Below are 13,831 nucleotides of genomic sequence, written 5' to 3' on the forward strand. Positions count from 1 at the left end.
CTAACCCTCCACTATATGGTAATTAACCGTTATCCCCATAGGTTTAAGCGAGAGATAACCTTGATGGATGATTTCTTTAGTAATCGTACTGATTGATTTACCTTTAATAGTCACAGTGAATGACATATCTAAGTTATCTTCGAAAGATACAGATAATCCATTATTTGAATGAATAAAACTCAGGATGTTATTAAGCGATCCAGCCGTTCCATCCCAGTTATTTGCGCCTATTTTAGCTTTAATGACGATTCGATAATTATCGTCATCCAGTTTGATATAACTTTTATCACTGTCAAATCTCCCTTTCCATATGCCACTATCAAACCCCAAGTCAGCAATATCAAAGGAGAAGTAATAGGATTCAATTGGGGTTTGGATCATTCGATTTCTTCCTACCCATTCTCCAATAATATCAAGCTGTTTGCCCACTGCTTTATCAAGGTCAAAACTGCTAATCAGTAAATTTGTTGTCAGCGCATTCTGGTTGAAAATATCAGTCACAGCTTCAAGCATCCTGACATATTTGTTACCTTCCATGTGATATGCAGGAATTAACTTTATATATCTGTTCATTCGAGCACCGTTACTATTTTAATATTTTCAGTTGAACACGTCGGCGCTTGATTAAATGCTATGTCAATGTTCGCCGTTCCGGTTGTCGATGCTGATTTACCCACTGTCACAGATAATACTTCATATGTCTGTCCACCGTTTTTATTGCATAAGTTTGCCGGTACAAATAAGCGCGTAACATATATTCCATCACCTATATAAAGGGATTTTATATAGTTAGATACTTCAGTACGAATATTATTGCCAATATCTGATGTGTATCCGATAAAGGGTTTAATGTGTATTTCAACGTAAATTGGCACTAGTGTAGGGCGATAGAAGTTAATCGTTTTTTTATTGCCATAGTCATCGGTAATAGTTTCAGCGGTGGTGCCAAATGTCGGTATACCCGGCGTTTTCTTTATCAGGATGGTCCGGGCAATCTCTTTCGAGTCTCCACCATCAATGACAAGTGCAATGCTGTGTGCAGGTATGCCATTTTCATCTGTTTTGTCCGAGTCGTTGTCATATCCCCGGTAACGTGAAACCCCATGCAGGTTGGCAATTGCCCCCATCAGTCCATCCATAATGGTTCTCGAAGGCAGTGCAACGGAAACCGCTTGCCGTATTCGCAGTTCTATATCGGTTTCAATTCCCCGACCAAGTGTAGCCGCAACCGGGTTCGTCACGGTTTGCCAGCCCAATGTTGGCGTAGCAATTTGGTTAACCGTGTGGGGCAATGCGCCAATGGCGCCCGATTTTTGACAAACCGCCGTCACAATAGCCTGCCCGTGTGTATCTATAATGACTTCATCCGGTAATGACCAGGTGTTTCCCGCATCATCCCGGACGAAAGCGTTGCGAATAACTGTGCCCGTTCGGCCAGTGACCAAAACATCCACCGTTGAGTTACTGGAGCTTTTTCTGGTAATGCCGTTGATTTTGACATTACGAGAAAGCCCTTCGCCCACCGCAGTTGTCGGACTAAATGAGTTATAGGAAGCAACAGTTGCGTTATTACAACCGTGAATAACGTATGCTATCAACGATAAAAAAACACCGTCTTTACTGTCAGATTCAATGTAAATATCGTCCCCATAAATATCCCTGAATATCGTCTTCCAGCTATTCAAGATGGTTTGATAATCAGGAGCATTGATCCCATTTTTATCAATAGCAGGTAACATGGTGTTGATAATACTTTCATACATCAGCAGTTACTCCTGTCTGGCCATAAATCGTGTCAATCGTGACTGTAATGGTGATTTTTCTTGTTGTAGGGTTTCTTTCACTACGGTAGTGGGTGATGTTCTCCACACCTGGCGTTTGCAATATTCGCTGTCTAATAACCAAATCATAAAAACCCGATGTTCCTTTACCCAATACGTTGTCGTAATCGGTTCCCTCTCTGTCATCAAGAAACCATTCTCCACTACGCAACATCAGGCGAGTTTTCACTGCTTGTGCAACCGCTTCCGGTGAGTTGATAAGAAAACCCGCCTCTCCACGACCAAATACATAGTCGTTGTCAATTTCTCTTCTGTATCTCATTGAGGTTTCCCCGTCTTGCCGCCACCTGATTGCACACCACTATGTACATGGTTTTTAAGGCTAATCCCTGCCGCTGTCACATCATTACTCACCGTGACAGGTCCTTGCATGGTTGCGGTGCCACCACCAGCGCCCATACCCTGTGATAAGTTGCCGTTAATGGTGACGTTGCCGTTTAGGATGATTTCAGGTGAAGTGATTTCAGTGCTGCCATTAGCTGTAGCGATAAGTTTTGCCGGTGTGATAACCGTGATGTTATGGCTGTTGGGATCGAGTTCAATATATGCCGCACCATCATCACTTCTCAGTTGCGCGGTGTGAGTGCTGATATTAGTTATTTTTTGCTGCTGAGATTGTGGGCCAACAATCGCAAATCCATCGGATAAGTTATGCTGCCTGGGGTCCACCGGCTCTTGTACTCCGCCAGATTGCCACCAATAATCGATGCAACGATCAGCAAATACGACTAAGCATTCATCACCGGCTCTTACCGGGAAGGTTAACGTCACGCCACCTCCCCTTGGGAATATAACCGGCACATCCACTAATAGCGGCAAGGATACCGATTCCAGCTCCCCATCTTTTTGTCTGATTTTCCATCTGATGGCCGGTTGCGCGGTAACGGTTACCGCATCAGCATCAAATGATTGAATAATGCAAGGCAAGGAGACATACAATCCGGCGCTAATCATTTCTTGCATAGCAAAAAAGACCGCTTCGGGTCTATTGAGTCGTTCGTCAGTGTTTATCATTCGCTCTCTGCCTTATCCTTATTGTGAGTTGATTGTTTCAGTAAGGTATGATCGCTCTTGGCGATACACATTATTGTCATGTACCACTCTGTTTCGCGGGTATCGCCGGAGTACTCCACATTGAAAACGATGTAATCACCGTCAGCGTCCAACATTGCCGGTTGTGTTTTTGCATCCTTATGATCGCCAGACTGAGCAGCCTGTTTAGTCGCCGGATCAACCGGTTTAATTGAGCGGTTGTCCAGTCGAATTAATGTACCAGGGCGGATATTCGGATTAATTAAGCATTTAACGTTAATACCTGAGCCAATAGTTTGTTCAGGCATACCAATAAGACCTGTTTTTGATGTAAGGACAATGGCTTCAGTTAAGTATTTATTTTTGGGTACAATATGTAATTGGTTATCTTCATAGCGCCAATTAGCGTCACATTGCTTTGCCAGATTAGAAACTTCATTGCGGTGCATACCAAAAAGTACTTTTCCCCTAGGTGATGCTGATTGATTGAATTCAGGGCGTAGACCTGCTGTAATGCCATATTTGGCAATATCACGCATTAGCAAATGATCTAAATCTGCTTGCGAATACCCAGCCGCAATAGTGGTATTCACGGTCGCGTAATTGTGTGCTTCATCCCCATCCGCTGCATGAATCACAACACAAGTATCCGTTGCGTTTTCTCTTTTTACATACGTGTATTGAATTTGGCCTGAGAATATTTGTCCTGAGTTCTCCTTGTAACCCGCCACAAATTTAATCTTTTTAAATTCATTTTTACGTAATTTATTACTAGTTTCGTTATTGAGGTTATATATAGTAAAAATACCGGTAGCAGGATTGGAAGATTCCGTTCTGCTAATATTAAATGTGATTTTCAGGTCTGATAAATTTACTTTTTCGCCATCTTTGTCTACAACGATAAGGTGGCATTCTCTTATCCATTGTTTTGACATAATTCACCTAATTAATAGAAATAAAAGAACCGCAATTAAGCGGTGTATGTAATAAATCATGTGAAGCTAAAAATTTCAGGCGTATAAACGACAAAGGGCACTATTACTAATGCCCACTAATAAGGATTGTCATCACCTCTTTACTGTATTTGACTTCCTACTGCCAAAAATCTTATCTCCCCAAAGAGACATATTATAAAAACTTATGCTACCGCTTTTTTACTACCGCGCAACTTTCCCTGCTGTTCACAACATGCAACCTTGCATTCAAAAGCATCTGGAGCTGCTTTCTTCAAAATATCAACAGCCGCCCCCATTCTTGTAAATACACCTCGTGTATCGAACCTGACTTCTTTCTTGGATACATTCTGCCCTTTCATAATGTACCTCTCAGGGAGTCGCTCTAGCGCTCTTTATTAAGGATAATCGTCATATCACACTAACAGGCCCATCTATTATTTTCATAACAAAATCTTATATCGTCATTACAAATTTATCAAAGGCTGCCTGTAGCCCATTAACATCTGAAATCATAATATATCCGCATTCATGCATTGTAAAACCAAAGCTCGCATAGTAATCACACAACTCTGAAACAGGTTCCATAATATAAACACCTTCAGCTTCTACCGCCACACTAAACAAATATGCAGACATCAAGGTAAGGAAAACCATGCGCCCTGTTAAAGGATGATTTTTATCATTTCTAGAAAAACTTTCAATCATGTGAATTCTGAAAATTTTATCATTAACACCATACAAGCAAAGAGCCGCCCCAGAAGGCACTACTTCTATTGCTGTATTCACTAATTTCACACAAAATTCAAACCTATCAGGATCATTTCCATATTCTGTTAAACCAAACTCCCATTCCAATGCACCAAAACCACCAGCGAGAATTTTAAAGTCCTGATCAGTGATAGAACTTACAACTAATGGCAACCCTTGAGAATCAAGGATTAATTGCAGATTATTCCTCACTAATTGACCAATCTCTTCCAGAGAAAGCATATCAAGATCCTTTAGATAATAATCTAATAGTTACATACAATGATTATCTATCCTTTCTCAGGAAATTTATACATTATCCCAATGTTCACTTAAAGGTATAGATTCTTTTCCATCAGGTAATAAGAGATAATATTTATTGTAAGATCTTCCTTATCCACAACATTAATGTTTCTGTAACCTTAATAATTACTAGAACCTACAAAACCAATCTCATTTCCTAACAAGTAAAATAATATCGTAAATCACACCTGTTTTATTACCTACAATTCATATCACTCCTGAAATAAAACATTCAAGACATTCAATATATATTTTATTACCGTCCAAAGATATAGCCACTCTCGTTATTGGACACAATTTTTTATCATAACCACTTTGAAATTATATGTTACTCTCATCAAGTTAACTTACTACAAAGTATAACCTGTCTTCTTTACCAAGATTATTCCTGAAAGGTTTCTCCTGATTTATATCACCATAAAAAATTAATGAGCCGTTAAAACCAAGATGACGATATTGTTCCAGTAAGTCAACCCCAAAAACCAACGGTAAACCTGTGACGATAAATTCACTGTCCGGCGTCATAATATCCAAAATCCAACCTGCGATATCACGCCACATCAATCTCATTTTATAATTAATGCCATTTAGCTGAATATCGAATTGCTGATTTTGGGGTGATAAAGGAATTTCTACAACCCTAGCCATTTCTTACCTCGCTCTATAATAAAATCAAGAATAATTTTTGGCATTGATGGCTTCACCGTAACTTTAGCTCCCATATTAACTACAGGTGCTGTATCTTCAGGATTTTTCATATTTTCCGCCGGAGCGGCCTTATTCGGTGATGTTTCAACAATAACAATTTCACGTAGGTTTAAAACTACCGATAAAACATTTTCACTGGTTTTATCCGTTGTGACACTGATATCTTTAATCAACATGTTTTTATATAAGCGCTTTCCCGTTACGACATCAAACGGTTTATGTGATGCTCTCAGGTCCAGTAGCTGTTGATATATATCACGCGGACTGGTTCCAAGGCTCAGTCCGGTGGAAATATCAAATACCTTTGTTGTATCAATAATATCAAGCAGCGAACCTCCACCTGCGAAACCTAAGTCCATTCTCACTTCTGATGGGCTGTCATAAGCATGATCACTGAATGTCACCCCCTGCTGAACCGGATGATCAGTGATATTCGATACATCGGTATGGGTTTCTGAAATAACGACACTCGGTACAATAACACCTATTTTTCTCTTTTGCTGAGAAAACATGACTGATAATATATCCATTGTTATCTCACCTGTGTTTGCATATTTCGAAGGAGCATACTGTGAGTGCGTTCTACCGTTTCTCCAGTCAATCTCGCCGCTTCTCTCGGGGATTCAACACCGTTGACTTCAATATGATAATTGACTTCTCCTATTCCCTGTATATTATTGCTAGCAGATATTGGCACACGATGTAATAAAGCGAGAGTAAATACCTGATAGTTCATCATACTGTTGATATTTGCCACCGCACCATTGATCATTCTGCGATCAATGGGAATATTCTGCAAAGAGTTAGCCACATTATTTAAATGTCCAACCAATTTTGTTGGTTTATTCACTGGAGATGGTATTCCGATAATCGCTGTTTTGGTATGCTCTGATAAATAAGGATTATTACCACTTATCCCCACTATCATGTTATCAATCAATCTTTGTATCACATCAGAATTGGCCAATTTCATCATTCTGGCTTTAGGATTATCTTTATTAAGTATTTGATTATTTTGCCCATCTGCCGCCGTCTTATCTAGTTTATGCATGACTATAGGAGCATTACCAGGAATATCTGCCGCAAACTGAGAATATCCTTTCGGGAGGGTACTTTCTCCACGTTTATCTACCCAATTCCCTTTTTTATCCCAATAGGCATTACCTTCCCCAATCAGAGCAGCACCAAAATCATACCAAGTTTTCGCGGTCCTAATTCGCTGAAAGTAGTCATATCCACCAAAAGTCCGATTAAGTGCTTTATCGATATATGGCTCTGATGCAACAGCAACTGCCCCTGCAACTCCCGCTTTACCTAATATTCCACCTCTGGAAACAGATTTTGACACTTTAGCCAAATTAAGAATCGCACTTGTCACACTGGATATTCCTTTGATCATCTTCGCAGCCCATGCAACTGCAATGAAGGTCGCAAATCCCTTTAATACATTTCTCCAACCGCCAACGGCCTTAGCCCCTTGGTTTATCCAACCAGAGATTTTTTCAATGGCTTTAAGAAATTCATTAATAGAGGGTTTCCATTTATCCCAATCAATAAAATGCTTACCGCCCTCTTTCCAAACCTTATAGTCTTCATAAAGCAAGAGCAACGCCGCTGACAGTGCAGTAATCATCCCTATCGGCGAAGTCATAAAGGCTGTATTTAAGATTTTCCACGCAAATAGTAAGCCACCTAGTGCTTTAATAAGCGTTTTTGTACCGCCATCCAGTTTGTCCCACCAGCCAATTAAATCACTAATAGCTTCACCGACACGACTGACCACTAATGTTATGTCATCAGCCAGATTCAATATGACATTCAATACACGAGTAATAACCTTTTCTACCCTAGGGAAATTAAGCAGGATAGTTTGTTGAAATGATTCGACTCGTCCAGCCAATCCCCCCGCCAAATCCGAGCCTATTTTTTCTTTTATCATCCCAAACAAATTGTCTAAGGCAGTTATGCGCACTATAAATTGGTGAGATTGCTGGGTTGCTTTAGTCGGGTTATAACCTATGGTTTTCGTCATGTCCTGATATTCAGCTGTATATTGACCAATCCCACGACGCATAGCCATCAAGGTATTGTCGTCAATACCCAGTTTGCGGGCGTATCGATTAGCACGATCCATCGGCATTTTCGATAACTGTTCACCCACCTGTGCCACCAAAGATGCTGTATCCCGAAGGCTGCCATTTACATCTCGGGTTTGAACACCAATGTTCCTCAATAATCCCTCACCACCTGGATTTTTATGTAGGAAATTAGCAACGCCCTCAAGAGATTGATTAAACCCTTCAACACTTCCACCTGCTTGACTGACCGCATAACCAATGGCTTTAATGTTTTCAGCCGTTGCACCTGTTTTCTGTGACTGCCAGTAAAGTTTATCCAATCCGTTAGCAACTTGAGTGGTGAAATTAATAACCTCTAGTGCTGCGTTTTTAATTTCCTCCCCCATTTTGAGAACATTAGCCGTGACTTCGGTGATAACAGCCATGAATTTACTCTGTCCGGCTTCATCAACATCAAACTTAAGCGATCCCAAGAAATCCTTAGTTGTTTCAACATTATTGCTCATTTCGCCACCTCTCTATCATGGCCTCATTTTCCGATTTAACATCAAGGGCATCATTCATCAATGCAATATCAGCTAAGCCAAGAACACCGTTTTTTAATGATTCATAACGGCACATGCCCGCAATGACCGGGCGTAACAGGTAATCACGCCCTTTCGGGAGGGTTTCAAAATTTAAATTGGGTTGTCCTGGGATTACACTGCGCTCTCTAATGGGGCGAGAAAAAAATTTCCCAATGAGTCTCGAATAATAAAACCGACAATTTTCAGCAGTTCGAAGCCGTTAATGTCATCGAACATCAATACCTGACCATCAGGCTCATAAATCTTGCTCCATATTCCATTCTGTTCACGAGAAACCACTGATAAGCAAATATCATTAATTTCATGTCGGTTGGATTTTCCTAACGCGTTGATGGATTCCACCAGATAAGGGAGCACTTCTTCAAAGCCCGTGACTCCCTCATCATTTTTAGCTGTCACAATCTTTTTCATCAGTGGTCCAAGTGCCGGAATAGCCGGTGCCAAAGCCACTGCTAAGTCCTGTTGCTGAAAAGCGTTTAATTTACCACCACGATATTTTTTACCATCAATTTCAAATTCCATAATCACTTATCCTCAAGCTCGCTCAAACTGCCACAGCATAAGTCCTATGTTAAAAATAGAGACAAATGCTGCGGCAGATTTGAAGGTGATTTAACTGTTTGTGAAGGAAGCGGGTTAGAATGTGCCTAACATGATATCGATTTTGCCGCAATCAAATACCCAGGCAACGGTATTACCTGCTTTAGCATTCTGCAAATCCGGTTGTTTCTGAAAGGCGACGGAACGTGCAACAGCAATGTCGTTACTTTGCTTATTGCGAATCACAATCACATTATTACCCCATGCCGCCGACGAAAGTGATTGCGCACTGAGCATCGCGTTCAATTTGGCGTTTACTGAACTGGTCTTAAGTAAATTAACTGTGATGGTTCCTGATTTGGTTGCATGCAATGAATGCATGACTTCCCCATCTGCACCGGTGGTCATGGTGTTTTTACTCTCCGACATGGTGACTGTAATTCCCTCATCCGAGAGCGCGGCGCCGTTACCAAGATCAAAAGAGCCGCCAACTCCGGTAATAGAAGCGGAAACATCAAGAAAAGAATACGTAGCCATTTTCAACCCTTATCTGTTTACATTAATAATGACATCAGCGTAGTGAACAGCGCCTGCTAATTTGATAGCGCACTGAATAACCGGCGCTTTTCGGGCTTCCCGATCAGCCTGTGCCTGCGTTGCAATTGGCGGGGCGTAAACGTAGTAACCTTTGGTTAATGTTGCGCCAGTGTCCAATGCGCCAATCGGATCGCCTCCCCATACGCCATGAGCGATTAATCCGTTTGTCGCCGCTTGAGCCAGTGACTGCTCAACATTGGTAATTAGCCGGGTGACACCTTCATCAGTCTGTGGGATCTTGCTGGTGCTGGTATAAAGCAAGTTATAAAGATTGTTCTGAACGTAGTTCTGCAACCAATCCAGGCCGTGGCGCTCATCGATGAAATCCCCATTCGCCATGACGCCTTCCTGAATAATGGCCGTATCGTTGTTGTATTTAACAAAAACGTTGCCATTTATCTCTTTCAACACATTGGCTTGCGTTGCGGTGAGGTTTTCTGCGGTTACAGCGGGCTCTTGTTTAAATTTCAAGGTTATAGTGGTGTTATTGCCGTTGAAATTGACGGTAAACATGCGGCCCAACAGCGAAGCAACGGTGTAGGATTTACCGGTTGAATATTGCCAAAGGGTGCGTTGATAGTTTCTCTCTTTTAATTTTGAGCCGATATCAGTTTTAACATTAGCATCCAAGACATCTGCTTTTTGCACTGTATGTCCATAGATACGGGAAACAGATGCAGACTCAATGTAATCAGCAACAGAGAGAATGTCCCCATCCGTCAACGTATCATCGGCAATGACTAGCCCGTACCAACCGCTGGATACCGAACCCAGCGCCGCTACTGCCTCAGCAATGGTTTCTGCTTTGGTAGATTCGATAGCGGTAGCACCCGATATTTCGTCCAGCCGTAACAAATCACCAATATAAGTTCCCGTCGTTGCCGGTGAAACATAGCCAACCGCACCGACAGAATTCGGCATAATAGCGAAACGTGAAGAGGTACTATCATATGTGACCGAACAATCTTTTAACTTATCCGCTATCCGTTGGGCCACGCCGTTAAGATTGCTCTCTTTACTCAAATCGACGCCGCTGTATACCGCTTCTTTATCGTTAATCGTCAATTTAAAAGAACCATCGGTAACGGCAGAAAATTTGCTCATAATTTGCTGCGGTTTAGTCAATACTGCCCCTTGTAAAGAAGAGACCACATTATCCTTAGCCCATCGACCAATATATAAATCAACCGGGCGTGGCGACTGGGAATAATAAAGCGCCGCGGCCTGATACTCCGGTGAAGTCAGTCCAAAATCAGCTCCGACACCCTCGATATCCGAGTACCGGCGTAAACGCTCATGAGGATTGATCACGTTGCTGGCGCCGATAATCAGTAACGCACCAAAGTTCCGGGACTGAGCCGCATGAGGAGCCATATTCAACGTGACATTGATAATGTTTGAAACAGGTAAACCCTGCATAATTTAATCTCCAAAGAATTTGACAGGCGCTTCCACCAGTGATTTAACACCGTATTCACGCACCACTTTTCGCCGCAAGGTGATCGTCATGTCATAACGACGCCCCCTCTGGTTATTGATAAGTTCCGGTAAAGAAGTCAGCCGACTGAGCTTGTCTACTGAAAGACCGGAACGCTCCAACTCGTCATTGTTCTGACTGACTGCCAGCCCATCACGAAAACGAACGCCGTACCGCTGGCTGTTCGGGCCATAAAAGGAAATCAAGCACACAATTTCTTCATGACGCCATAACTTGGTTCCCTCATCAGTCTGGTTCTCAAAAGCAGGCGAAGCATCCGAAATAAAATCCGTGATAACAAAATCACACCAGTCATCATCTACCGGTAACTGAGGCAGTTGTGCTGATGTCCATCGAGAACGCACTTTATCGTCAGGCAAACCAGAAACACCACACACCCAACAACTCAGTATGTGTTCCAACCCATCATCGTACTCAGGGTCAGGAGTGACAGGCGTTAACCAACCCGCTTTATCACTACCGTTGCTCATCAAAAATACCTCCATCAAACAGCAATAACTCACCTTGAGCCTGGGTAAACCAAGCCCTGTATTGAGGACTAGTTCTTATGGAAAGTTAGTTCTTAACACCGAGTTATGATTGATTTAATAGGGATACCGATCGCGAAAAAGGTAAAAAAATATGCGCAAGTGATTCGCGATGGCAAATACGAAAAAGGCCGCAACACAGTGCGACCTTGACAATTATGATTTAAATTTTCACTTATTTATCAGAGTACAATATGAAGATACTTAAAGTTCACTCGTACCAAACAGAGTTAATTGCATAACAGGAGTTTTTTAAACCGAATTTAATGGCTTAAATCCTATTTTCCCCATTACCTGCAATATCCAAATCATAACCACCCGCATAGCGGGTGGTTTGCTCTAGCCCTATAAGGGCATGTTACCGACCGCGCCTAAATGACGCCGCTTTCTCTTTGTTCAAGCTAAAGGGTCATTGTCTCTTTGGCTTACCCCTTGAAGGGGTTTTCATACTCTCGTGTACTTAATTTATCCTGCATTAAATCTGACTTTTCTTGCTCTCTTATGTATTTCTGGATTGTGGCTTCATTGAGCCCCACCGTACTTACATAGTATCCTTCTGACCAGAACTTCCTGTTGCCAAATTTGTATTTTAAATTCGCATGCTTATCAAATATCATCAACGAACTTTTGCCTTTTAAATATCCCATAAAACTCGACACACTGATTTTCGGTGGGATACTCACGAGCATATGGACATGATCTGACATTAAATGGCCTTCAATGATTTCAACTCCTTTGTACTTACAAAGGTCTCGTAATATTTCACCTATGCTTGTACGGATACTGGCAAAAATGACTTTTCGTCTGTATTTCGGCGAAAAAACGATATGGTATTTGCACAGCCACTTTGTATGTGCTGAGCTTTGTGCTTTAATCCCCATAAACACCTTTCCTTATTTCAGTTACGTATATTAGCTTGAACATCTATAGCGTAACGGAAAGGTGTTTTTCTTGGTATAACCTCGGGTCTCCACCCGCATAGCGGGTGGTTTTATGTTTAAGCAGCTGACGCTACTTAAACTGGCTAAAGCCATAATGAAAAAAGCCCTGATATTTCTATCAGGGCTTATTCGCAACTTTAACTAATTAGTACACTACCATAGTTTTTTGCGTACGCACAAGCTTTTTGTGTTTTTGTACTTCATCATCCATTTCTAACTTAATATCAAGCATGGCCAAACATCCCTGAACAAAACTTTCCCCCTTTTGCAACCGGGAACGTACTTCAATATCAGGCACTTTAATTAAACGCGCGATGGACCGTTTGGAAAGTCCTAAAGCGTAGTACATAAATAACATTTCAATTTCTTCAGATTTACCTACCGTCTGCAACTTTGCGATACAAGCATCGATGATCAAGCCATCGTTATCACAGCAGGAAGGACGTAATGAACGAGTTGACGCAATCAGACCTTTAAATCCAGCAGCGATTGGCGGCCAATTAACACCTGTGGCATCATCAACCCAACCGCCCCAACACTCTAAAACTTGTTGAATATTGCGCATACATTTTGACCTTAACTTTTAGTAACAAATAGTAGTAAAAATTATTTTCATGATGGTCTCATGCATCCATGCATTCGGCATTATAACAAATTTCTCATTCTCTATTTTTGTGTTTCTCTGCTACGTAACTACATTGTTTAAATACATCTGGTTACTTAGTCTATTAAATACAAATCGTAAACAATCCCTATTCTGGACCAAGCTTAGTTTCAGAGGAAAACACATAATATCGTTGTTAATACGGATGGACATAAAGTGTTTATCTTCCTCATCTACGTATTTATTATACAAATTTATAATCTTCATTTAATCCTCTAATGTACCTTCCTTTAAAACGCTTAGCACCTAAAGCAACACACAGGCTCTTTATTATTTATCAAAAGTTTTCAAGCAACATGACACCTCCTTTTTTATTATGAGATGAAAAATGCATTAAATAAAAAATAGCACAGATTTTTTATCTCATGGATATTTAAGTGTAAAAAATATTTTGAATCGACTTTGAAATCCGTCATAAAGTGCCGATTAAGAGTGATTGCCACACCTATGCCACAGGTACAGAAATCAGCTTGTTTACATGGTGATAGACAACCAGCCAGTGTAAATGTGAGATCTCAACATCCCTATTCTAAATATCTCCACTAGATTAAACCAGACATTTAAGCCACCAACAGGATTAATGTTACTAACGATAAATTACCGATTATCAGGTAAATATCTACGTGAAAAATTTTAACACTGTCAGATATACCCTCTTCTGATCAATGAGATTTTTAAGCCCATGCTATCCAGTAAATAGTTAGCAAAAATATTCTTCTGAGCTGAAATTGCTTTTATCTGATACTCTTTTGCAGTATCAATATCTTCTGCTATTTTCTATCCTATCCCATCTTATTTTCGGCTTTCACCAG

The 13,831-nt window shown here is 41.0% G+C and carries 17 protein-coding genes; all 17 read right to left on the reverse strand.

Annotated features, from left to right (window positions below):
- The 17 genes from B0X70_RS15280 to B0X70_RS15355 all read right to left on the reverse strand — a co-directional run bounded on the left by B0X70_RS15280 (nucleotide 1) and on the right by B0X70_RS15355 (nucleotide 12,920).
- The gene (locus B0X70_RS15280) at nucleotides 1-573 is read right to left on the reverse strand and encodes a DUF2612 domain-containing protein (protein ID WP_217469740.1); all 573 of its coding nucleotides are present in this window, start codon (nucleotides 571-573) and stop codon (nucleotides 1-3) included.
- The gene (locus tag B0X70_RS15285) at nucleotides 570-1,763 is read right to left on the reverse strand and encodes a baseplate J/gp47 family protein (protein ID WP_217469741.1); all 1,194 of its coding nucleotides are present in this window, start codon (nucleotides 1,761-1,763) and stop codon (nucleotides 570-572) included. The genes B0X70_RS15280 and B0X70_RS15285 overlap by 4 nt, the downstream gene beginning before the upstream one ends.
- On the reverse strand, nucleotides 1,756-2,103 hold the full coding sequence (locus tag B0X70_RS15290) for a contractile injection system sheath initiator (protein WP_036814925.1): 348 nt from the start codon (nucleotides 2,101-2,103) through the stop codon (nucleotides 1,756-1,758). The genes B0X70_RS15285 and B0X70_RS15290 overlap by 8 nt, the downstream gene beginning before the upstream one ends.
- The gene (locus B0X70_RS15295; protein ID WP_217469742.1) at nucleotides 2,100-2,855 is read right to left on the reverse strand and encodes a phage baseplate assembly protein V; all 756 of its coding nucleotides are present in this window, start codon (nucleotides 2,853-2,855) and stop codon (nucleotides 2,100-2,102) included. The genes B0X70_RS15290 and B0X70_RS15295 overlap by 4 nt, the downstream gene beginning before the upstream one ends.
- Nucleotides 2,852-3,808: a phage protein gene (locus B0X70_RS15300; protein WP_217469743.1), complete on the reverse strand. Its 957-nt coding sequence runs from the start codon at nucleotides 3,806-3,808 to the stop codon at nucleotides 2,852-2,854. Before B0X70_RS15300 ends, B0X70_RS15295 begins: the two co-directional genes overlap by 4 nt.
- A gap of 203 nt (nucleotides 3,809-4,011) precedes the next feature.
- A complete protein-coding gene (locus tag B0X70_RS15305) occupies nucleotides 4,012-4,188 on the reverse strand; it encodes a hypothetical protein (protein WP_201445824.1) in 177 nt (58 codons plus the stop codon).
- 94 nt (nucleotides 4,189-4,282) lie between these two features.
- A complete protein-coding gene (locus tag B0X70_RS15310) occupies nucleotides 4,283-4,819 on the reverse strand; it encodes a hypothetical protein (RefSeq protein WP_217469744.1) in 537 nt (178 codons plus the stop codon).
- A gap of 402 nt (nucleotides 4,820-5,221) precedes the next feature.
- The gene (locus B0X70_RS15315) at nucleotides 5,222-5,527 is read right to left on the reverse strand and encodes a phage baseplate plug family protein (protein ID WP_046395660.1); all 306 of its coding nucleotides are present in this window, start codon (nucleotides 5,525-5,527) and stop codon (nucleotides 5,222-5,224) included.
- Nucleotides 5,512-6,117 carry a phage baseplate protein gene (locus tag B0X70_RS15320; RefSeq protein ID WP_046395661.1) on the reverse strand — a complete coding sequence of 202 codons (606 nt, stop codon included), beginning with the start codon at nucleotides 6,115-6,117 and terminating at the stop codon, nucleotides 5,512-5,514. Before B0X70_RS15320 ends, B0X70_RS15315 begins: the two co-directional genes overlap by 16 nt.
- Before the next feature lie 2 nt (nucleotides 6,118-6,119).
- Nucleotides 6,120-8,171, reverse strand: coding sequence for a phage tail tape measure protein (locus tag B0X70_RS15325; protein WP_217469745.1), 2,052 nt, complete (start codon nucleotides 8,169-8,171; stop codon nucleotides 6,120-6,122).
- Nucleotides 8,161-8,286 (reverse strand): DUF6889 family protein, encoded by a 126-nt coding sequence (locus B0X70_RS25995; RefSeq protein WP_418889044.1) that lies wholly within the window; start codon nucleotides 8,284-8,286, stop codon nucleotides 8,161-8,163. Before B0X70_RS25995 ends, B0X70_RS15325 begins: the two co-directional genes overlap by 11 nt.
- 77 nt (nucleotides 8,287-8,363) lie before the next feature.
- Entirely contained in the window at nucleotides 8,364-8,774 is a 411-nt protein-coding gene (locus tag B0X70_RS15330) for a phage tail assembly chaperone (RefSeq protein WP_040153955.1), read from the reverse strand.
- 114 nt (nucleotides 8,775-8,888) lie between these two features.
- A complete protein-coding gene (locus B0X70_RS15335; protein WP_046395662.1) occupies nucleotides 8,889-9,329 on the reverse strand; it encodes a DUF3277 family protein in 441 nt (146 codons plus the stop codon).
- Between the two features lie 9 nt (nucleotides 9,330-9,338).
- Nucleotides 9,339-10,808 carry a DUF3383 domain-containing protein gene (locus tag B0X70_RS15340; protein WP_217469746.1) on the reverse strand — a complete coding sequence of 490 codons (1,470 nt, stop codon included), beginning with the start codon at nucleotides 10,806-10,808 and terminating at the stop codon, nucleotides 9,339-9,341.
- A 3-nt stretch (nucleotides 10,809-10,811) separates the two neighbouring features.
- A complete protein-coding gene (locus tag B0X70_RS15345) occupies nucleotides 10,812-11,360 on the reverse strand; it encodes a phage neck terminator protein (protein ID WP_472853258.1) in 549 nt (182 codons plus the stop codon).
- Nucleotides 11,361-11,839: 479 nt separating this feature from the next.
- Nucleotides 11,840-12,295: an IS200/IS605 family transposase gene (gene tnpA, locus B0X70_RS15350; protein ID WP_036810487.1), complete on the reverse strand. Its 456-nt coding sequence runs from the start codon at nucleotides 12,293-12,295 to the stop codon at nucleotides 11,840-11,842.
- 205 nt (nucleotides 12,296-12,500) lie between these two features.
- Nucleotides 12,501-12,920, reverse strand: a complete 420-nt coding sequence (locus B0X70_RS15355; RefSeq protein WP_217469748.1) for an antiterminator Q family protein — start codon at nucleotides 12,918-12,920, stop codon at nucleotides 12,501-12,503.
- Nucleotides 12,921-13,831 lie beyond the last annotated feature (911 nt).

Origin of the sequence: Photorhabdus akhurstii (assembly GCF_019090985.1) — a bacterium.
Lineage (GTDB): Bacteria > Pseudomonadota > Gammaproteobacteria > Enterobacterales > Enterobacteriaceae > Photorhabdus > Photorhabdus akhurstii.